The following is a 17,188-nucleotide window of genomic DNA, read 5'->3' as shown; positions in this document are numbered from 1 at the left end:
GGGTCCAAATGCGCTTTTATGCACTGATTCTCATGATCTCGAAGATGCAAAGGATGCAAACGCCTTGATGCTGATCGACACCAGAGGCCGCCTTGCCGGCCGAAGCGGAAACGCCTGATGGGCGCCTATATCTTGCGCCGTCTTCTCCTGATGATCCCGACCATTGTCGGGATCATGGGCATTTCCTTTCTGGTCGTGCAGTTTGCGCCCGGCGGCCCGGTGGAACAGGTGATCGCCCAGATCCAGGGCACCGATTCCGGTGACCGGCTATCGGGTGGTGGCGATTTCACGCAAAGTGGCGGCGGCGAGGAATCGCGTTATCGCGGCGCCCAGGGGCTCGATCCGGATCTCATAGCCAAGCTCGAAAAGCAGTTCGGCTTCGACAAGCCACCGCTCACACGCTTCCTCGAGATGATGTGGAATTACATCCGGTTTGATTTCGGCGAGAGCTTCTTTCGCAACACGCCGGTCATCGATCTCATCATCGACAAGCTGCCGGTGTCGATCTCTCTTGGCGTCTGGATCCTCATCGCCTCCTATGTCGTCTCCATTCCTCTTGGCATCCGCAAGGCGGTCACGGACGGGTCCGCCTTCGACGTCTGGACTTCCGGCGTCATCATTGTCGGCTATGCGGTGCCAAGCTTCCTCTTCGGCATCCTGCTGATCGTGGTGTTTGCCGGCGGTTCCTTCTTCGACTGGTTTCCGCTGCGCGGCCTCGTGTCGGATAATTTTGCCGAGCTTTCGTGGTGGCAGAAGATCATCGACTATTTCTGGCACCTGACGCTGCCGCTGATCGCGCTGTCGCTATCGGCCTTTGCCACGACGACGCTCCTGACCAAAAATTCCTTCATCGACGAGATCAAGAAACAATATGTGGTGACGGCCCGCGCAAAAGGCCTGCCGGAGCGGCGGGTGCTTTACGGCCACGTGTTCCGCAATGCCATGCTGATCGTGATTGCCGGCTTTCCCGCCTCGTTCATCTCGGCCTTCTTCACCGGTTCGCTCCTCATCGAAAACATCTTTTCTCTCGATGGCCTTGGCCGTCTCGGTTATCTCGCCATCGTCAACCGCGATTATCCGATCGTGTTCGGCACGCTCTATATCTTCTCGCTGCTTGGCCTGGTCGTCGGCCTGATTTCCGATCTGATCTACACCTGGATCGATCCGCGCATCGACTTTGAAAAGAGGGAGGTGTGATGAACGCTCCCGCCACGTCCACACCGCTGGTGCCTGCCACGGACAAGCCGCCGCGCAAGGCCTTTTTGACGCCCACCAACCGGCGGCGCCTGCAGAATTTTCGTGCCAACCGCCGCGGCTACTGGTCGTTCTGGATCTTCATGGTGCTGTTTGGCCTGTCGCTTGCGGCCGAATTCGTCGCTAATGACCGGCCGATCCTCGTCTCCTACAAGGGAGAGATGCTGTTTCCGGTGGTCGTCAATTATCCGGAAGAAAAGTTCGGCGGGTTCCTGGCCACCACGGATTACCGCTCCGCCTATATCCAGGACGAGATCAACGCCAATGGCTGGATGATCTGGCCGCCGATCCGCTATTCCTACCAGACGGTGAATTCCGAAATTCCGCATTCCGCCCCCACTGCACCCTTCTGGCTGATGGGGGCGGACGAGCGCTGCAGCGCCTATCCGCAAGGCGCTGCCGATCCCAATTGCACGCTCGGCAACCTCAATTGGCTGGGCACCGACGATCAGGCGCGCGATGTGACGGCGCGGCTGATCTACGGTTTCCGCATCTCTGTTCTGTTCGGACTGGCGCTCACCGTCTGCTCGGCGCTGATCGGCGTCACGGCCGGCGCCATCCAGGGCTTTTTCGGCGGCTGGACGGATCTTCTGCTACAGCGTTTCATCGAGATCTGGTCCTCAATGCCGGTCCTTTATATTCTCCTCATCATCGCCGCTATCCTGCCGCCCGGCTTCTTCGTGCTGCTCGGCATCATGCTGCTGTTCCAGTGGGTGGGTTTTGTCGGCGTGGTGCGCGCTGAATTCTTGAGAGCCCGCAATTTCGAATATGTGCGCGCTGCCCGCGCACTCGGCGTCGGTGACTGGACGATCATGTTCCGCCACCTTCTGCCGAATGCCATGGTGGCAACGCTCACCTTCATGCCGTTCATCCTGTCCGGCTCGATTGCAACGCTCACTTCGCTCGATTTCTTAGGCTTCGGCATGCCGCCCGGCTCGCCCTCGCTTGGGGAAATGATCGCGCAGGGCAAGAACAACCTCCAGGCACCCTGGCTCGGCCTTACCGCCTTCTTCACCATGTCGATCATGCTGTCGCTTCTGATCTTCATCGGCGAGGCCGTGCGCGATGCGTTTGACCCGCGAAAGACCTTTGGGTGAAGCGCATCGTGTTTGAAGGGGTTTTGTGGCATGATGGCCAGGCAAGCACGTGAGAGGAACGCCATGAACAAGATCGTGCGTGAGCATTACCCCGTGGAAAACCTGCCCGCAGACCTGCGCGAAGGCCTTCAGGCCGGCGCCACCGTGCGCGTGGTGCTGGAGGTGGAAGAAGAGAGCGCCGCTTCGGCGAAAGCAAAGCTTGAAGCATGGTCCGGGGACTTCTGGGCGCAGAAACCTGAAGAGCGCGTGCCGGTATCGCCCGATGCCCTGCTGGAACAGCTTCGGCTGCTCAGAACTGCCGGTTATCCGCCTGTCTCGCAGGAAGAGGCGGTTGCCCGTATCCGCGAACTTCGTGACGAATGGACGGATGAATGAGGAGCACCGCTCCCATCTACCTCGATACCAATGTGCTGATCAGTCTCGGGGACGCGGGCAGCGCGGTGGGACGTCTCTTACCGCGGATCCTTGCGTTGCAGGACGATGCGCAGGCGCCGCTGTTTCTGACCAGCCGGCTGGCCTTTGCCGAATTGATGGTAAAGCCTCTGCGCGACAAGGAGCGCATGATGGCATCCATCTACGCATCCTGGGCCATGTCCAGCGCATGGCTTTCGGTTTGCGAGGTCGATGGACCGCTTCTCGAACTGGCGCCGCTGCTGAGGGCACAAAGACCGCGCCTTAAGTTGCCCGATGCCATTCATCTCGCTTCGGCCCTTGTCTTCCGCTGCGAACGATTGCTGACGGCGGATCTTGAACTGCTGGATATTCCCGCGCTGGAACACCCGTTTCTCGGGCCTGTCGACATGGAACCCCTCACCATCCTGCGTCCCGACGAGCCGTCGCTCCTCACCCTTCTTGAAAGCATTTCCGCATGACACAGCCGCTTCTTTCCGTGCGTGACCTGTCGGTCGCCTTCCATCAGGGCGGCGCGCAGTCACTGGCCGTTGATCGTGTCTCCTTCGATATCGCACCGGGCGAGGTGATGGCGCTGGTGGGCGAATCCGGCTCCGGCAAGTCGGTGACGGCAAGCTCGGTGCTGAAGCTTCTGCCTTATCCGTCCGCCAGTCATCCCTCCGGGGAGATCCTGTTTGAGGGACGTGATCTTCTGAAGGCGCCCGAACAGGCGCTGCGGGCCGTGCGCGGCAACGACATCACCATGATCTTCCAGGAGCCGATGACCTCGCTCAACCCGCTGCACACGATCGAGCAGCAGGTGTCGGAAATTCTTGAACTGCACCAGGCGGTGACGGGGGCGGCCGCGCGCACCCGCGTGCTCGACCTGTTGAACCAGGTGGGCATCCGCGAGCCGGAAAAACGGTTGAAAGCCTATCCGCACGAATTGTCCGGCGGCCAGCGCCAGCGCGTGATGATTGCCATGGCGCTTGCCAACCGGCCAAAGCTTCTGATCGCCGACGAGCCGACCACAGCGCTCGATGTGACCGTGCAGGCGCAGATCCTCGAACTTCTGAAGCGTCTGCAGGTGGAATATGGCATGTCCATCCTGTTCATCACCCATGATCTCGGCATCGTCCGGCGCTTTGCAGATCGGGTCTGCGTGATGACGAAGGGCGAAATCGTCGAGCGCGGCACGGTGGAAGAGGTGTTCGAACGGCCCCAGCATGCCTATACGCGCCATCTTCTGGCGTCTGAACCGCGCGGCGAACCGCCGCTTGCCGATCCCACCCGTCCCGTCGTGATGGAAGGGCGGGATGTAAAAGTGTGGTTTCCCATCAAGGCCGGCTTTCTGCGCCGGGTGGTCGACCATGTGAAGGCCGTCGATGGGATCGACGTGACGCTTAGAGCCGGCGAGACCGTCGGCATTGTCGGGGAGAGCGGTTCCGGCAAGACGACGCTCGGGCTGGCGCTTGCCCGGCTTATCTCGTCGCAGGGCAGGATCAGCTTCATCGGCAGCGATATCGGTGCCTATTCCTTCAAGGAGATGCGACCGCTGCGCGACAAGCTGCAGGTGGTGTTCCAGGATCCCTATGGTTCGCTGTCGCCGCGTATGTCGGTCGGAGACATTATCGCCGAGGGGCTGACGGTGCATCAGCCGAACATGACCGCGAGCGAGCGCGACCGGCAGGTGTCCTGGTCGCTGGAGGAAGTCGGGCTCGATCCCGCCACCCGCTGGCGCTACCCGCACGAATTTTCCGGTGGCCAGCGGCAGCGCATCGCCATTGCGCGCGCCATGGTGCTGAAGCCGCGCTTCGTCATGCTGGACGAGCCGACATCGGCGCTCGACATGACGGTGCAGGCGCAGGTGGTGGATCTGTTGCGCGACCTGCAGAAGAAACACGATCTCGCCTATCTCTTCATCAGCCATGACCTGAAGGTGGTGAAGGCGCTTGCCAACCACGTCATCGTCATGCGCGCCGGCAAGGTGATGGAGGAGGGGCCGTCGCGGCAGATTTTCGAGGCGCCGCAGAATGCCTATACCCGCGCGCTTCTGGCGGCCGCCTTTAATCTGAAGGCGGTGGAAGCCGCGCATGTCCAGCAATAGGCGCCCTGCGCCCCCCCCCCCCCCCCGGGAACAAAGCCGGCTTCGACCCGTTGCCTTTTCATGACAACCCCAGGGTGATTTCATCCTGCGGAACCTGAAAAGGACCACGCGCATGAACAACCGCCTCGATCCGCTAAACGACACCCGCTCCGATCCGCTAACCGACACGCCGCCGGCGCATCTGCAGGACCCGAATTTCACCCGCAGCGCCACACGTGCGGTGGAACCGCCCCTTGGGGGGCAGCCTGCGGCGGAACGTCCGCTGAGCCCCACCGAAGCGCGACAGGGAAATACCGGGCGCCCGGTGCTGATGGTTCTGGTCGCGGGCCTCGTGCTGGCCTTGATCGCCTGGGGCGCCTCCGAATGGTGGGGTCAGTCGATGGAACCGCCGGCCGAGCAGACGGCAACGCCGCCCGCCGGCGATACGACGCCGGCCAACCCGGCAACGCAGCCTTCTTCCACGCCGTAACATAAGTCACGGCCGGGAGCCGCAGTGAAAGCTGCGGCTTCCAATGCCGGCTTGGCGCCGGGCCGGAAACCTTGCCTTCTATCGAGTCTGCCGCATCTGCCTTTTCTCTGCGCGGAGAGAGCGTTTGCGCAATAGCAGTGGACTTTGCCTTGTGTTTTTTCGATAACGTCGCCGGAGGTTTCGATGGATACCTTCGCCCTTCGAAGCAATGCAAGCCGCTCCCCGGGAGGAGCGCTGGGCAGAGGCAGCCATGACAACGAAGACCGATATCGCCAAGCGTGTCTATAACCACACGTGGAAGCTCGACCCGATCATCCGCAGCCTCATTGATACGGATTTCTACAAGCTGTTGATGTTGCAGATGATCTGGAAACTTTATCCGACCACGGATGTGACGTTTTCCGTCATCAATCGCACCAAGCGGGTGCGCCTTGCCGATGAAATCGACGAGATGGAACTGCGCGAGCAACTCGATCATGCCCGTGAAGTGAAGCTCTCCAAGAAGGAAATGATCTGGCTTGCCGGTAACAGCTTTTACGGCAAGGCGCAGATCTTCGAGCCTGAATTTCTGGCCTGGCTCGCCAATTATCGGCTGCCCGACTATGAACTGTCGAAGCGCGACGGACAGTATGAACTGACCTTTCATGGTCGCTGGATGGATACGACGCTCTGGGAAATTCCAGCGCTTGCCATCATCAACGAGCTTCGCTCGCGCGCCGCCATGCGCTCGCTCGGTCCGTTCACGCTCGATGTGCTCTATGCCCGCGCCAAGGCCAAGATGTGGGAAAAGGTCGAGCGGCTGCGCACACTGCCGGGGCTTCGCATCTCCGATTTCGGCACGCGCCGTCGCCACAGCTTTCTGTGGCAGCGCTGGTGCGTGGAGGCGTTGAAGGAAGGCGTCGGGTCCGGCTTTACCGGCACCAGCAACGTTCTTCTGGCAATGGATTCCGATCTGGAAGCCGTCGGTACCAATGCCCATGAACTGCCGATGGTGATGGCAGCGCTTGCTAATTCCGATGCGGAACTGCGGGCCGCTCCCTATCAGGTCCTGAAAGACTGGAACCGGCTCTATGGTGGAAACCTGCTTATCGTGCTGCCAGATGCCTTCGGCACGGCGGCATTCCTGCGCGATGCGCCGGAATGGGTGGCGGACTGGACAGGGTTTCGCCCCGACAGCGCGCCGCCCATCGAAGGCGGCGAAAAGATCATTGCCTGGTGGGAAAAGATGGGGCGCGACCCCAAGCAGAAGCTGCTGATCTTTTCCGATGGCCTCGATGTCGATGCCATCATCGATACGCACCGTCACTTCGCCGGGCGCGTGCGCATGAGCTTTGGCTGGGGCACCAACCTCACCAATGACTTTGCCGGCTGTGCGCCAAGCGAGATCGACGGCCTGAAGCCGATCTCCGTTGTCTGCAAGGTCAGCGAAGCCAATGGCCGGCCGGCCGTGAAGCTGTCGGACAATCCGCAGAAGGCTACGGGAGAGCCGGACGAGGTGCAGCGCTACCTGCGCTTCTTTGGCCAACAGGACCGCGTGGACCAGGCGGTCCTCGTCTGAAACTGTCTTCAGGTGTCCGTCGGTGAGCAGCTTCCTGCTTACCCAATAAAAAAACAGGCCCGCTTTTCAGCGAGCCTGCTCTTGCCGGTTGGCCTTTATGCGGATCACTCGATGATCTGTACGACGGTGTGCGTCTTCGGATCGACGATGACGCGCCGATCGTTGACCATCGCATAGGAATACTCGCGATGCTCGGGAACCGGCGTCAGGACGACCGTTTCCGGGATAGGTTCACCCACCACGACCTGGCGCTCGACGACCACCGGGGCCGGCGCCGGCTGCTGGCGCACATAGGTAACGACTTCTGCCGGCGGCGGGTCGATTGCGGTGCCAAGGGCTGCACCGGCAATGCCACCCACGGCAGCACCGATCGGACCACCGACAATCGCACCGGTGATGGCGCCACCGGCGGCACCCGTCGTCGTGCCATCCTGGGCGGAGGCAGCGGTGGCAAGGCCCGCTGCAAGAAGCGTGGCCGAAGCGATAATGAACTTGCGCATGGTTGTTTCCTCTTCCTGTAATGTTGGTGGTGCAATAATTCACGAGCGTTGAAAACGTTCCGCTTTTGGCATTCACCGCCCAAAAACACCTGTTACAGGCCGTGAGGGATGCGGTCCGGGTGCCGACGAAAAACGCCGCGTCCAAAACAATTGTTGACACCGTAGTCAAAAGTTTTATTGAGGAGGAAAGCAAGCGGAGGCAAATGTCATGGACGAATTGGGAGCGCAGGAAGCCGCCGTCTTTGCCCTCATCAAGGACAACCCCTTCATCGGCCAGCAGGAGATCGCCGACGCCCTTGGCCTTGCCCGTTCCACCGTTGCGGCCCACATCGCCCAGCTCGTGCAGAAGGGCTATCTGCTGGGGCGTGGTTATATGTTGCCGCAGCCAAGCCGCGCGGTGCTGATCGGTGGCGCCGTGTTCGATCGCAAGTATCGGGCGCGACAGGCCATCGTTCTGGAAACCTCCAACCCGGTGGATGGCATGCGCAGCTTCGGCGGCGTTGCCAGAAACGTCGCGGAAAACCTGTCGCTTCTCGGCACTCCGACGAGCTTCATGTCGATCATCGGTAATGATGAGACGGGTGCTGCCCTGCTTGCGCATCTGCGCGATCGCGGCATCGATGTGAGCCAGGTGGTGGTGACGGATGAAAAGCCGACCGCCGAATATGCCGCGATCCTCGATCCGGCCGGCGATCTGGTCGTGGGGCTTGCCGACATGGGAATTTTCGACCTGTTCCAGCCCGGTCATATCGACCGCGCCTGGTCGCATCTGGCCTCGGCAAGTCTCGTCTTTGCCGATTGCAACCTGCCGGCAGAAACCCTGCAGCATCTGATCCAGCGTCGCCGCAGCGCCCGGTTCCGGCTCGCCATCGATGCGGTGTCCACCCACAAGGTCGTGCGCCTGCCCGAGGATCTGACGGGCATCGACCTGTTGTTCATGAACATCGACGAGGCCAATGCGCGCCTTTCGCGGCGCGGGGCCGCAAGCCTGCAGGATGCGGCAGAGGCGGCCCGTCTGCTGCGCGATGCCGGTGCCGGAGAAGTCGTTGTCACCATGGGTGCGCGCGGCATTGCGGTCGCAGGCACGGATGCTGTTCGCACGGCCACCGCCGTGCCGGCAGATCCCCGCGACATGACCGGGGCCGGCGATGCCATGATTGCCGGTACCCTGCACGGTCTGATGGCCGGGCAGGACAGTTTTGCCGCCGCCCGCATCGGCGCGCTTCTGGGCGCGCTGACCACCGAGAGCGCCGCCAGCGTTCATCCCGATCTTTCACCGCGCTTCCTGGAAGCGAACCTGCACCGGCTTGCCGAGCACAAAGGATAATCTCATGACCCTTCTTCAGCCGAAACTCAGCCACGAGGTTGCCGAAGCCGTCCGCGCCGGTGGCCCGGTCGTGGCGCTCGAATCCACCATCATCACCCATGGCATGCCCTATCCGGCCAATCTCGAGACCGCGCTTGCCGTCGAGGCCGTGGTGCGTGAAAACGGCGCGGTGCCCGCCACCATCGCCGTCATCGATGGCGAGCTGCGGGCAGGCCTCGAGCATGCCGAACTGGAATCGCTGGCGAAGGCGCAAGGCGTGGTCAAAGCCTCCGGGCGCGATCTTGCCGTTGCCATGGTGCGTAAGGCCTCGGCCGGCACCACGGTCTCGGCCACCATGCTGCTTGCCGATCTTGCCGGCATCGATATCTTTGCCACTGGTGGCGTCGGCGGCGTGCATCGCGGCGCCGAGCAGACTTTTGACATTTCCGCCGACCTCACCGAACTTGGGCGCACCAAGACCGCCGTCGTCTGCGCTGGCGTAAAATCCATTCTCGATATCGCCAAGACGCTCGAATATCTGGAAACCCAGCGCGTACCGGTCATTGCCTATGGCACGGATGCGTTTCCGGCCTTCTTCACCCGCGAAAGCGGCTACAAGGCCGACCACCGCCTCGATACGGCCGAAGAGATTGCGCAGGCGATGCATCTCCATCACCGCCTCGGCACCGGTACGGGCTTGCTGATCGCCAACCCGATCCCGGAAACGGCCGCCCTGTCGCCCGATTTCATCGACGGCACGATTGCCGACGCCGTGCGCGAGGCCGAAGAACGCGGCATCGGCCGCAAGGAACTGACACCCTTCCTGCTCGGCCGTATCAACGAGCTTTCCAAGGGCGAAAGCCTGAAGGCCAATATCGCGCTGGTCAAAAACAACGCAGCGCTTGCCGCCCGCATGGCGGTTGCCTATGCGGCGCTGAAGAAGAGCCATTGATGAGAAATGGGAGGAAGCGGCGCTGCCGCTTCCTCTTGAATTGTTCCCATTTTGGGAATAGTGTCTGTCATGCAGATCATCGCGAAATCCCGGCTGAGAGATTTTTGGGATAAGCATCCCCAGGCGCGAAAGCCTCTGTCCGGATGGTATCGGCTGGTCAATGCGGCCCGCTGGGAAACCCCTTCGGATGTGAAAGCCCTGTTTGGCGCGGCGGTGGATTTCGTGGGCGACAATCGCATCATCTTCGACATCGCCGGCAACAAATACCGGCTTGTCGTGCATGTGGCTTATCCGTATCAGCGCGTGCTGATCAAATTCGTTGGCAGTCATGCGGATTATGACAGGATCAACGTGGAGACAATCTCATGAAGGATGTGAGGCTCATGAAGGATGTGAGGCCGATCAGAACCCCGGACGATCTTGAATGGGCGCTTGCCGAAGTTGAGCCCTATTTCGATCATCCACCTCAGCCGAATTCGCCGGAGGCAGATCGGTTCGATATTCTTTCGGACCTGATCGAGGCTTACGAGAACCGGACGGTGGATCTGCCCGCAGCCGATCCCATCGATCTCCTCACCTTCTATATGCAGACGACCGGACGCAGCCAGGCCGATCTAGCCGAGGTTCTCGGCTCGCGTCCGCGCGCATCCGAAGTGCTCCGGCGCAAGAGGGCGCTGACGCTCGACATGATCAACCGTATCCGCCAGGCTTGGCATATTCCGGCCGATAGTCTGATTGCGCCCTACGCTCTCGTTGCCTGATGTCTTAGACCCTATGTCTCAAGGCTTCGCCGGCAGCCGGGCCAGGCGCTCGGTCAGCAGGGTGTAAAACCCGTCGGCATCCACGTCGCGGACGAAGAACGCGTTCTTCGGGCGCTGCGTGACGCCCCACCAGTCGGCAACCGTCATGCCCTTGGTCAGTTCCGACGTGGTCTCGATCTCCACATTGCAGAGGCGTCCTGAGTAAAGCTCGGGCTTCAGGAGGTAGGCGATCACGTTCGGATCGTGCAACGGGCCGCCATCGGTGCCGTATTTTGCCTCGTCGAAGCGCTCGAAGAATTCAAGCCAGCCGGTGACGGCGTCGGCCAGCGGCGTGCCGAGCGCCTTGATGGCGGCGACGCGCTTGGCCGTGGTCAGCACCTGGTGGGTGACGTCGAGCGGCATCATCACGATCGGCGCGCCGCATGACAGCACGATGCGGGCAGCTTCGGGATCCACGAAGATGTTGAACTCGGCAGCCGGCGTCACATTGCCGCCTTCGAACAGGCCGCCGCCCATCAGCACGACGCTTTTGATGCGTGCGGCAAGGGCGGGTTCGCGGGACAGCGCAGTGGCAAGGTTGGTCATCGGTCCAAGCGTGCAGACGGTCACCGTGCCCGGCGCGTGCGCCATCAGTGTCTCGATGAGGAAATCGACGCCATGCTGGGCTTGAAGCGGCATGGTCGGTTCGGGAAGGTCGGCGCCATCCATGCCGGTTGCGCCATGCACATATTCGGCGGTGAACAGGCTGCCCTGCATGGGGCCTTCGCAGCCGGCGAAGACGCGGATGTCGCGGCGGCCGGCGAGTTCGCAGACCTTGCGGATGTTTTTCGAGGTGAGCGCCACCGGCACGTTGCCGGCGGCAGCCGTGATCCCCAGAACCTCCAGTTCAGGGCTTGCCAGCGCCAGAAGAATGGCCAGCGCATCGTCCTGGCCGGGGTCGGTATCGATAATGATCTTCTGGGGCATGACAATATCTCTTTCTGCGGAACGGCGGTCTTTTTGCGCAAAAGGATGTGCCATGACACGGCCGGCCCGGCAAGGGGCGCGCGTTCGCATCCGCGACAGAACCAAACGCGCCGCCATCCGTAGTGAGAGATAAACGGAGGCAGTCATGGACAGCAAAGAGACATCAAGCCCGGCGCAGAGCGGCAAGCTTGCCTGGGTGACCGGCGCAAGTTCCGGCATCGGGCGCGCCGTGGCGCTAAGGCTTGCCCGCGATGGCTGGCGCGTCATCGTCAGCGCCCGAAGTGCCGACAAGCTTTCGGCTCTTGCCGCGCAGGATCCTCAGCGGATCTTCGCCTTTCCGCTGGATGTGACCGATCGCGCCGAAGCCCTTGCCACCGCCGATGCGGTGCGCCAGAGCCATGGCCCGATCGATCTGGCGCTGTTTTGCGCCGGCACCTACAGGCGCGACAGCGTGCGCGCCTTCGACAGCCGGGATCTCGCCGACACCTTCAACCTCAATGTCATCGGAACGGGGCATACGCTGGAGGCGGTCATTCCCGATATGATTGCGCGCCGTCAGGGCGAGATTGCCGTCGTTGCCTCGGTCGCCGGTCTCGTCGGCCTGCCGGGTGGCGGCTTTTACGGGGCCAGCAAGGCGGCACTCAACAATCTCTGCCAGGCGCTCTATCCGGAACTGGAGCGGGAAGGGGTGCGGCTTCGGATCATCAATCCAGGCTTTGTCGACACACCGCTCACGCAGAAGAACGATTTTCCGATGCCCTTCCTCATCTCGTCGGAAAAGGCGGCCGATGCGATCGTCGACGGGCTGAAGACGGGGCGCTACGAGATCATCTTTCCCTGGAAGATGGCGGTGTCGATCAAGCTTCTGGCGGCGCTGCCGAAGGCGCTTCTGTTTCGCCTCACCCGCAAGATGCTGCGCAAATAGGCGAGCTTAAGGATTTGGGGTACGCACGCGCGCGCCCCAAATCTTTCCCAGGTGAAAAGCCGTCAGCCGGCCGGGTTCAGCAGCCGGAACTGCGCCACGTCGATGCGGCCCTTGCGAAACCCCGTGGCGCAATAGTGCAGATAATAATGCCAGGTGCGGAAGAAGCGCTCGTCAAAGCCGAGCGGCGCAATCTTTGGCCAGTGCGCGCTGAAGGTGCGATCCCACGATAGCAGCGTGCGCTCGTAATCGCGCCCGAAGCGGAAGCAATCCTCCACCTTCAGCCTTGCCTTTTCCGCAATGGCGCCGAAGCCCGACAGGGTCGGCAGCATGCCGCCCGGAAAGATATAGGTCTGGATGAAATCCGCGTGGCGACGATAATGTTCGAAGCGGCTTTCGTCGATGGTGATCACCTGGATCATCGCCTGCCCGCCGGGCACGAGGAGATCGCGCACCTGGTCGAAATAGATCGGCCAATGCTCCTCACCGACAGCCTCGAACATTTCGATGGAGACGATCTTGGAAAACCGGCCCGTGCAGTCGCGGTAGTCCTGAAGGCGGATCTCGCCGTTCTGGGCAAGCCCCGCCTGTGCGAGCCGGTCGGTCGCATAGGCCGCCTGCTCGCGCGACAGCGTCAGCCCGGTCACGCGGCATCCCGTCTCGCGGATCGCCTGTTCCATGAAGCCGCCCCAGCCGCAGCCGATTTCAAGCACATGGTCGGTGTGGGTAATGCCCAGTTCGCGAATGATGCGGGCGTATTTTTCCCGCTGGGCCGCTTCGAGGGTCATATCCGGGCGCGCGTAGATGGCCGAGGAATAGGTCATCGAGCGGTCGAGCCAGGTCTTGTAGAAGGTGTTGCCGAGATCGTAGTGGAAGGCGATGTTGCGCCGGCTGCCAGCGCGGGAATTGCGCCGCAGGCGATGGCGAAGATGTGCCACCCGGGCGATCAGCGCCATCGGACGGGCAAGCTTTGCCCAACCGTGTTCGTTAGCCATGGCGAGATCCAGCACCTGCCCAAGGTCCGGCGTCTCCCAGTCGCCATCCATGTAGGAGCGTGCAAAGCCCAGCCCGCCACCGGCCGTTACCCGCCGCAGGATGCGCGACCGGTGAATGCGGATGGTCGCACAAGGGCCGGACGGATCCTCGCCGAAATGATATTCACGCTCGCCAGGAAAGATCACCGTCAGGCGTCCGTGGCGCGTGCCCTTCAGCATGCGGCAGAGAAGGCGTTCCCACAGCGGCGCGGGATCGGCCAGAAGATTGTTGTCCCGTTCTCCGGCATGCGTCATCGGTCAGGTCCTCCACGTAACTCACCCACTTCCACGGAACTTGCGATGCGGTTTGCCGCCGGGCGGTGGCGATACAGCGGCACCCCCTTCAGCCACAGGCGCAAGGCCTCGATGTGGATGCCCGCCATCACCTTCATGGTCATCAGCGGGTATGAAAACAGCGCACGGGCAAGGCTTCTGTCGCTCAGCGCCTGCCGGCGCCCGGCAAAGCTTGCAAACAGAAGATCGCCTTCGGCATCCCGCTCGTTGATCGCGATTTTCACGCGCTCGCCCGGCGGGGTGATGTCGAAGTCGTACTGGCAGTCCATGGGAACGAAAGGCGAGACATACATGGCCTTTGCGCAGCTGTGGCGCACCGGCCCCGGGCCGTCTGCCTTCGCGGGTATGATATATGTATGCCGTTCATGAAATGTATTGCAGACCTCATAGAGCAAGGCCAGCAGATTTCCTTGGGCATCGCTGCAGAAATAGAGGGTCAGCGGGTTGAAGACATAGCCGAACAGGCGCGGATAGCAGAGAACCCGGATGCGGATATTCTCGTGGGCGATGCCGGCATCCGAAAGATGATTTTCCACCCAGCGGCGAAGGCCGCCCGTCTCGCCCTTGCCATGGTCGCGGTCGTGGAAACTGTAGACGGCGGCGCGGTTGTAGCCGAACAGTTTCAGGCGCCGATCAAGGCTCTCCAGTTCATCGAGATCGACCAGCAAAGAAAACACACGGTAGGTCAGCGCATGCTTTTTCGGGCGATGGCGCGCATGCACCACCGTGCCGAGATAGAGGGCCGAACCGCCCGTCATTCGGCGGCCGCCAAAAGAGGCTCGGCATGGATGCGGCCGGATTCGTCCGGCACCTGCCAGGGGCGCTTGAGGCCGGTTGCGGCTTCCGCTGCCGCAAGGCCCGCCTGCAACCCGTCTTCGTGAAAGCCGCTGCCGAAATGGGCGCCGCAGAAGAAGGTGTTGCGCCGCCCCTGCAGCGCCCAGACCTCGCGTTGGGCGGCCATGGAGGAGAGATCAAACAGCGGGTGCGTGTAATGATAGGTGCCGATCACCGCCTCCTGCCGGATCTCCCGGCAGGCATTCAGCGTCACGAACAGCGGATGATGTTCCGGAAGGCTCTGCAGGCGGTTCATCCAGTAGGTGACGCACAGCGGCGCGCTGTCATTTTCGCGTTTGCCGCCAATATAGTTCCAGCTCGACCACACGGCTTTCCGCTTCGGCATCAGGCGTGCATCCGAATGCAGCACGGCGACATTGTCGGTATAGCGGAAGCCGCCGAGGATGCGCGTCTCCATTGCGTCGGCATCGCCCAGCATTTGGAGCGCGTCATTGGCGTGGGTTGCGATGATCACGTCGTCGAAGCGATCGGTTCCGCCTTTCGCATCGGCCACCGTCACGCCGCCGGATGCCAGCCGATCGATCCGCGCCACGCCGCAATTGAGGCGGATCTCGCCTTTGAAATCTTCGGCGATGCGTTTCACATAGGCGCGGCTGCCGCCGGTCACGGTGCGCCAGCGCGGCCGGCCCGACAGAAGAATGAGGCCGTGATGGACGAAGAAGCGGATGAAGGCCTGCAAGGGATAGGCGCGCATGTCCGTCGTCGTCATCGACCAGATGGCAGCGCCCATCGGCAGCAGGTGATCGTCGATGAAGGCTTTCGAATAGCCCTCGCGGTCGAGATAGTCGCCCAGCGTCAGTGCCTGCAGGTCGGCGCGCCCCATCAGGCCTTCCGCCTCGCGGTAGAAGCGCAGCACGTCCGACACCATGCGCCAGAAGCGGGGGCGGGCGGCATTGCGGCGCTGGCCGAGAAGACCCCTCAGGCCAGTGCCGGAATATTCAAAGGCGCCATCCTCGATGGAGGCGGCAAAGGACATGTCGGAGGCTTGGGTGGCAACGCCCAGATGGTCAAACAGCGCAACGAGATTGGGATAGTTCTTGTCATTGAAGACAATGAAGCCGGTATCGACGGGAATGTCGGCGTCGGCCGTGTGAACCATGACGGTGTTGGAATGACCGCCGAGCCGGTCTGCCGCCTCATAGAGCACCACGTCATTGGTCCTGGATGCCAGCCAGGCGGCTGAAAGACCGCTGATGCCGGAGCCGATCACGGCAATGCGACGATGTTCTCTTTTCACTGCAACCATACCCCGTCTGCTTTGTTCGTTTATGTTTTCCTTCTACGAAGGCTCGGCGCAAATGGTTTCCCGCAAAATTTCTTTTTGCCGGTGATCCGGCCTGCAGGGGCGGGCGTAACAGCTGCCATGAGCGCCAGTATTTCAATATCCTCAAGGACGTGTCACAACGAAAAAAAGGCGGGGGTCTTCCCGCTTTCGCGCGTTCAGCATGGCCTTAAGATGAAGCGGACTGACAGGAACCTACCCGAACCGGATCTTTCGCCGGCACAGCTTTGCGACCTGCTGGGGCGGGTCGGAACCGAGCGCAGCGTCGCAGCGTTCGAGACGATCTTCCGTTATTACGGGCCGCGCGTGCGCTCCTTCATGGCGATGAAGACAAGGGATGCACAGCTTGCGGAAGAGCTGATGCAGGAAACCATGGCCGCCGTCTGGAATAAGGCCACCCAGTTCGATCCGGACCGCGGCAATGTTTCGGCCTGGATCTTTACGATTGCGCGCAACCAGCGCATCGATGCCTTCCGGCGCAAGCGGCCGGCCTTTGATGAAAACGATCCGGTGTTCGTCGCCGACAACGGTCCTCTCGCCGATGTCGAACTGGAAGGACGCCAGGACGCCGAACTGTTGCGCAAGGCGATGGAAAGCCTGCCGCCGGAACAGCTCGATGTCCTCAAGCGCGCCTTCTTCGATGAAGCGTCGCATTCCACCATAGCAGAAGACATGGGAATTCCATTGGGTACCGTGAAATCGCGCATTCGACTTGCGTTTGAAAAACTGCGCACCACGCTGGAGGGCCGGCGATGAGTGTCAACCATCATATCAGCGATGCGCTGCTCCTCGATTACGCATCCGGCAATCTGTCGGAGGGCTGGAGCCTTGCCGTTGCAACCCATCTGGCGCTCTGCCCCTCCTGTCGGCGCACACTTGCGGCCATGGAGGGCGCCGCCGGTGCGCTTTTCGACAAGGTCGTGAGCGAGCGCCCTGTCACGACCTCGGACTGGGAGGCCATGATGGCGCGCATTTCCGGCCCAGATACTGCGCGGGAACCGGCGGCGGCGACGCCCAGGCCTTCCACGCATGCCCGGACGTCTGCCGGCGTCATTCCGGAGCCGCTGCGCTCCTATCTCGGCGGCGATGTCGAGACGCTGAAATGGCAGGCGCTCGGACGTGGCGCCTATCAGATCCGCATCCCGACATCCGATCCGGCAACGCAGGTGCGTCTCCTGAAGATTCCCGCCGGAAAGCCGGTGCCGGAACATACCCACGAAGGGCGCGAACTGACTCTGGTTCTCGCCGGCAGTTTCCGCGATGGCGAGGATCTGTTTGCCCGCGGTGACCTGGAAGAGGCCGATGGCAGCCTCCTGCACACGCCGACGGCAACGGAAGGCGAGGATTGCATCTGTCTTGCCGTCACCGAAGCGCCGCTCAAGTTCAGCAGCTGGATCGTGCGCATGATCCAGCCCATCCTCAAGATCTGAGGACAAAAACG

The 17,188-nt window shown here is 61.8% G+C and carries 19 protein-coding genes; 14 read left to right on the top strand and 5 right to left on the bottom strand.

Going from position 1 to position 17,188, the window contains the following annotated elements:
- Positions 1–117: 117 nt before the first annotated feature.
- The 7 genes from ACEXP3_RS18430 to pncB all read left to right on the top strand — a co-directional run bounded on the left by ACEXP3_RS18430 (position 118) and on the right by pncB (position 6,875).
- Positions 118–1,197 carry a microcin C ABC transporter permease YejB gene (locus ACEXP3_RS18430; protein ID WP_377298554.1) on the top strand — a complete coding sequence of 360 codons (1,080 nt, stop codon included), beginning with the start codon at positions 118–120 and terminating at the stop codon, positions 1,195–1,197.
- Positions 1,197–2,351 (top strand): ABC transporter permease, encoded by a 1,155-nt coding sequence (locus tag ACEXP3_RS18425; RefSeq protein ID WP_377298553.1) that lies wholly within the window; start codon positions 1,197–1,199, stop codon positions 2,349–2,351. The genes ACEXP3_RS18430 and ACEXP3_RS18425 overlap by 1 nt, the downstream gene beginning before the upstream one ends.
- Before the next feature lie 63 nt (positions 2,352–2,414).
- Complete coding sequence (locus ACEXP3_RS18420; protein ID WP_377298552.1) at positions 2,415–2,726, top strand: hypothetical protein; 312 nt, start codon at positions 2,415–2,417, stop codon at positions 2,724–2,726.
- Positions 2,723–3,223, top strand: a complete 501-nt coding sequence (locus ACEXP3_RS18415; RefSeq protein WP_377298551.1) for a type II toxin-antitoxin system VapC family toxin — start codon at positions 2,723–2,725, stop codon at positions 3,221–3,223. The genes ACEXP3_RS18420 and ACEXP3_RS18415 overlap by 4 nt, the downstream gene beginning before the upstream one ends.
- Positions 3,220–4,848 (top strand): ABC transporter ATP-binding protein, encoded by a 1,629-nt coding sequence (locus tag ACEXP3_RS18410; RefSeq protein WP_377298550.1) that lies wholly within the window; start codon positions 3,220–3,222, stop codon positions 4,846–4,848. Before ACEXP3_RS18415 ends, ACEXP3_RS18410 begins: the two co-directional genes overlap by 4 nt.
- Positions 4,849–4,960: 112 nt before the next feature.
- Positions 4,961–5,317 (top strand): hypothetical protein, encoded by a 357-nt coding sequence (locus ACEXP3_RS18405; protein ID WP_377298549.1) that lies wholly within the window; start codon positions 4,961–4,963, stop codon positions 5,315–5,317.
- Between the two features lie 250 nt (positions 5,318–5,567).
- Positions 5,568–6,875 carry a nicotinate phosphoribosyltransferase gene (gene pncB, locus ACEXP3_RS18400; RefSeq protein ID WP_377298548.1) on the top strand — a complete coding sequence of 436 codons (1,308 nt, stop codon included), beginning with the start codon at positions 5,568–5,570 and terminating at the stop codon, positions 6,873–6,875.
- A gap of 104 nt (positions 6,876–6,979) precedes the next feature.
- On the opposite strand, the gene ACEXP3_RS18395 is transcribed toward pncB, so the two are convergent.
- Positions 6,980–7,375 (bottom strand): DUF1236 domain-containing protein, encoded by a 396-nt coding sequence (locus ACEXP3_RS18395; RefSeq protein ID WP_210103909.1) that lies wholly within the window; start codon positions 7,373–7,375, stop codon positions 6,980–6,982.
- Positions 7,376–7,583: 208 nt separating this feature from the next.
- Here ACEXP3_RS18395 and ACEXP3_RS18390 point away from each other — a divergent pair, with 208 nt between their 5' ends.
- From ACEXP3_RS18390 to ACEXP3_RS18375, 4 genes are all read left to right on the top strand, one after another.
- Positions 7,584–8,702, top strand: a complete 1,119-nt coding sequence (locus ACEXP3_RS18390; RefSeq protein ID WP_377298547.1) for a carbohydrate kinase — start codon at positions 7,584–7,586, stop codon at positions 8,700–8,702.
- A 4-nt stretch (positions 8,703–8,706) separates the two neighbouring features.
- Positions 8,707–9,633, top strand: a complete 927-nt coding sequence (locus ACEXP3_RS18385; RefSeq protein ID WP_377298546.1) for a pseudouridine-5'-phosphate glycosidase — start codon at positions 8,707–8,709, stop codon at positions 9,631–9,633.
- A gap of 69 nt (positions 9,634–9,702) precedes the next feature.
- Entirely contained in the window at positions 9,703–10,002 is a 300-nt protein-coding gene (locus ACEXP3_RS18380) for a type II toxin-antitoxin system HigB family toxin (protein ID WP_377298545.1), read from the top strand.
- Between the two features lie 14 nt (positions 10,003–10,016).
- Positions 10,017–10,394: a helix-turn-helix domain-containing protein gene (locus tag ACEXP3_RS18375; protein ID WP_377298544.1), complete on the top strand. Its 378-nt coding sequence runs from the start codon at positions 10,017–10,019 to the stop codon at positions 10,392–10,394.
- Between the two features lie 18 nt (positions 10,395–10,412).
- Here ACEXP3_RS18375 and ACEXP3_RS18370 read toward each other — a convergent pair whose 3' ends face one another.
- Positions 10,413–11,360, bottom strand: coding sequence for a nucleoside hydrolase (locus ACEXP3_RS18370; protein WP_377298543.1), 948 nt, complete (start codon positions 11,358–11,360; stop codon positions 10,413–10,415).
- Positions 11,361–11,505: 145 nt separating this feature from the next.
- Between ACEXP3_RS18370 and ACEXP3_RS18365 the strand changes: the two genes are divergently transcribed.
- Entirely contained in the window at positions 11,506–12,285 is a 780-nt protein-coding gene (locus ACEXP3_RS18365; RefSeq protein ID WP_377298542.1) for an SDR family NAD(P)-dependent oxidoreductase, read from the top strand.
- A 62-nt stretch (positions 12,286–12,347) separates the two neighbouring features.
- Here ACEXP3_RS18365 and ACEXP3_RS18360 read toward each other — a convergent pair whose 3' ends face one another.
- The 3 genes from ACEXP3_RS18360 to ACEXP3_RS18350 are packed head-to-tail and all read right to left on the bottom strand — an operon-like array spanning position 12,348 to position 15,711.
- Positions 12,348–13,571, bottom strand: coding sequence for an SAM-dependent methyltransferase (locus ACEXP3_RS18360; protein ID WP_210103902.1), 1,224 nt, complete (start codon positions 13,569–13,571; stop codon positions 12,348–12,350).
- Positions 13,568–14,368, bottom strand: coding sequence for a DUF1365 domain-containing protein (locus ACEXP3_RS18355; protein WP_377298541.1), 801 nt, complete (start codon positions 14,366–14,368; stop codon positions 13,568–13,570). The genes ACEXP3_RS18360 and ACEXP3_RS18355 overlap by 4 nt, the downstream gene beginning before the upstream one ends.
- Positions 14,365–15,711: an NAD(P)/FAD-dependent oxidoreductase gene (locus ACEXP3_RS18350; protein ID WP_377298540.1), complete on the bottom strand. Its 1,347-nt coding sequence runs from the start codon at positions 15,709–15,711 to the stop codon at positions 14,365–14,367. The genes ACEXP3_RS18355 and ACEXP3_RS18350 overlap by 4 nt, the downstream gene beginning before the upstream one ends.
- On the opposite strand from ACEXP3_RS18350, the gene ACEXP3_RS18345 reads away from it, so the two are divergent.
- Together ACEXP3_RS18345 and ACEXP3_RS18340 are read left to right on the top strand one after the other, a co-directional pair.
- Complete coding sequence (locus ACEXP3_RS18345; protein WP_377298539.1) at positions 15,688–16,503, top strand: sigma-70 family RNA polymerase sigma factor; 816 nt, start codon at positions 15,688–15,690, stop codon at positions 16,501–16,503. The genes ACEXP3_RS18350 and ACEXP3_RS18345 overlap by 24 nt on opposite strands.
- Positions 16,500–17,177, top strand: a complete 678-nt coding sequence (locus tag ACEXP3_RS18340; RefSeq protein ID WP_377298538.1) for a ChrR family anti-sigma-E factor — start codon at positions 16,500–16,502, stop codon at positions 17,175–17,177. Before ACEXP3_RS18345 ends, ACEXP3_RS18340 begins: the two co-directional genes overlap by 4 nt.
- Positions 17,178–17,188: the final 11 nt, after the last annotated feature.

Source organism: Neorhizobium fuzhouense (assembly GCF_042611105.1).
Lineage (GTDB): Bacteria > Pseudomonadota > Alphaproteobacteria > Rhizobiales > Rhizobiaceae > Neorhizobium > Neorhizobium galegae_A.
The sequence above is the reverse complement of the archived record's forward strand: the minus strand, read 5'-3'. Positions and strand labels throughout refer to the sequence as shown.

Bases quoted from the DNA above. Each gene is read 5' to 3' on its own strand.
- ACEXP3_RS18395 (WP_210103909.1), bottom strand. From the start codon at position 7,375: ATGCGCAAGTTCATTATCGCTTCGGCCACGCTTCTTGCAGCGGGCCTT.
- ACEXP3_RS18370 (WP_377298543.1), bottom strand. From the start codon at position 11,360: ATGCCCCAGAAGATCATTATCGATACCGACCCCGGCCAGGACGATGCG.
- ACEXP3_RS18405 (WP_377298549.1), top strand. From the start codon at position 4,961: ATGAACAACCGCCTCGATCCGCTAAACGACACCCGCTCCGATCCGCTA.
- ACEXP3_RS18345 (WP_377298539.1), top strand. From the start codon at position 15,688: ATGTTCTCTTTTCACTGCAACCATACCCCGTCTGCTTTGTTCGTTTAT.
- ACEXP3_RS18425 (WP_377298553.1), top strand. From the start codon at position 1,197: ATGAACGCTCCCGCCACGTCCACACCGCTGGTGCCTGCCACGGACAAG.
- ACEXP3_RS18350 (WP_377298540.1), bottom strand. From the start codon at position 15,711: ATGGTTGCAGTGAAAAGAGAACATCGTCGCATTGCCGTGATCGGCTCC.
- ACEXP3_RS18430 (WP_377298554.1), top strand. From the start codon at position 118: ATGGGCGCCTATATCTTGCGCCGTCTTCTCCTGATGATCCCGACCATT.
- ACEXP3_RS18340 (WP_377298538.1), top strand. From the start codon at position 16,500: ATGAGTGTCAACCATCATATCAGCGATGCGCTGCTCCTCGATTACGCA.
- ACEXP3_RS18415 (WP_377298551.1), top strand. From the start codon at position 2,723: ATGAGGAGCACCGCTCCCATCTACCTCGATACCAATGTGCTGATCAGT.
- ACEXP3_RS18355 (WP_377298541.1), bottom strand. From the start codon at position 14,368: ATGACGGGCGGTTCGGCCCTCTATCTCGGCACGGTGGTGCATGCGCGC.
- ACEXP3_RS18390 (WP_377298547.1), top strand. From the start codon at position 7,584: ATGGACGAATTGGGAGCGCAGGAAGCCGCCGTCTTTGCCCTCATCAAG.
- ACEXP3_RS18420 (WP_377298552.1), top strand. From the start codon at position 2,415: ATGAACAAGATCGTGCGTGAGCATTACCCCGTGGAAAACCTGCCCGCA.
- ACEXP3_RS18365 (WP_377298542.1), top strand. From the start codon at position 11,506: ATGGACAGCAAAGAGACATCAAGCCCGGCGCAGAGCGGCAAGCTTGCC.
- ACEXP3_RS18385 (WP_377298546.1), top strand. From the start codon at position 8,707: ATGACCCTTCTTCAGCCGAAACTCAGCCACGAGGTTGCCGAAGCCGTC.
- ACEXP3_RS18375 (WP_377298544.1), top strand. From the start codon at position 10,017: ATGAAGGATGTGAGGCCGATCAGAACCCCGGACGATCTTGAATGGGCG.
- ACEXP3_RS18410 (WP_377298550.1), top strand. From the start codon at position 3,220: ATGACACAGCCGCTTCTTTCCGTGCGTGACCTGTCGGTCGCCTTCCAT.
- ACEXP3_RS18360 (WP_210103902.1), bottom strand. From the start codon at position 13,571: ATGACGCATGCCGGAGAACGGGACAACAATCTTCTGGCCGATCCCGCG.
- ACEXP3_RS18380 (WP_377298545.1), top strand. From the start codon at position 9,703: ATGCAGATCATCGCGAAATCCCGGCTGAGAGATTTTTGGGATAAGCAT.
- pncB (WP_377298548.1), top strand. From the start codon at position 5,568: ATGACAACGAAGACCGATATCGCCAAGCGTGTCTATAACCACACGTGG.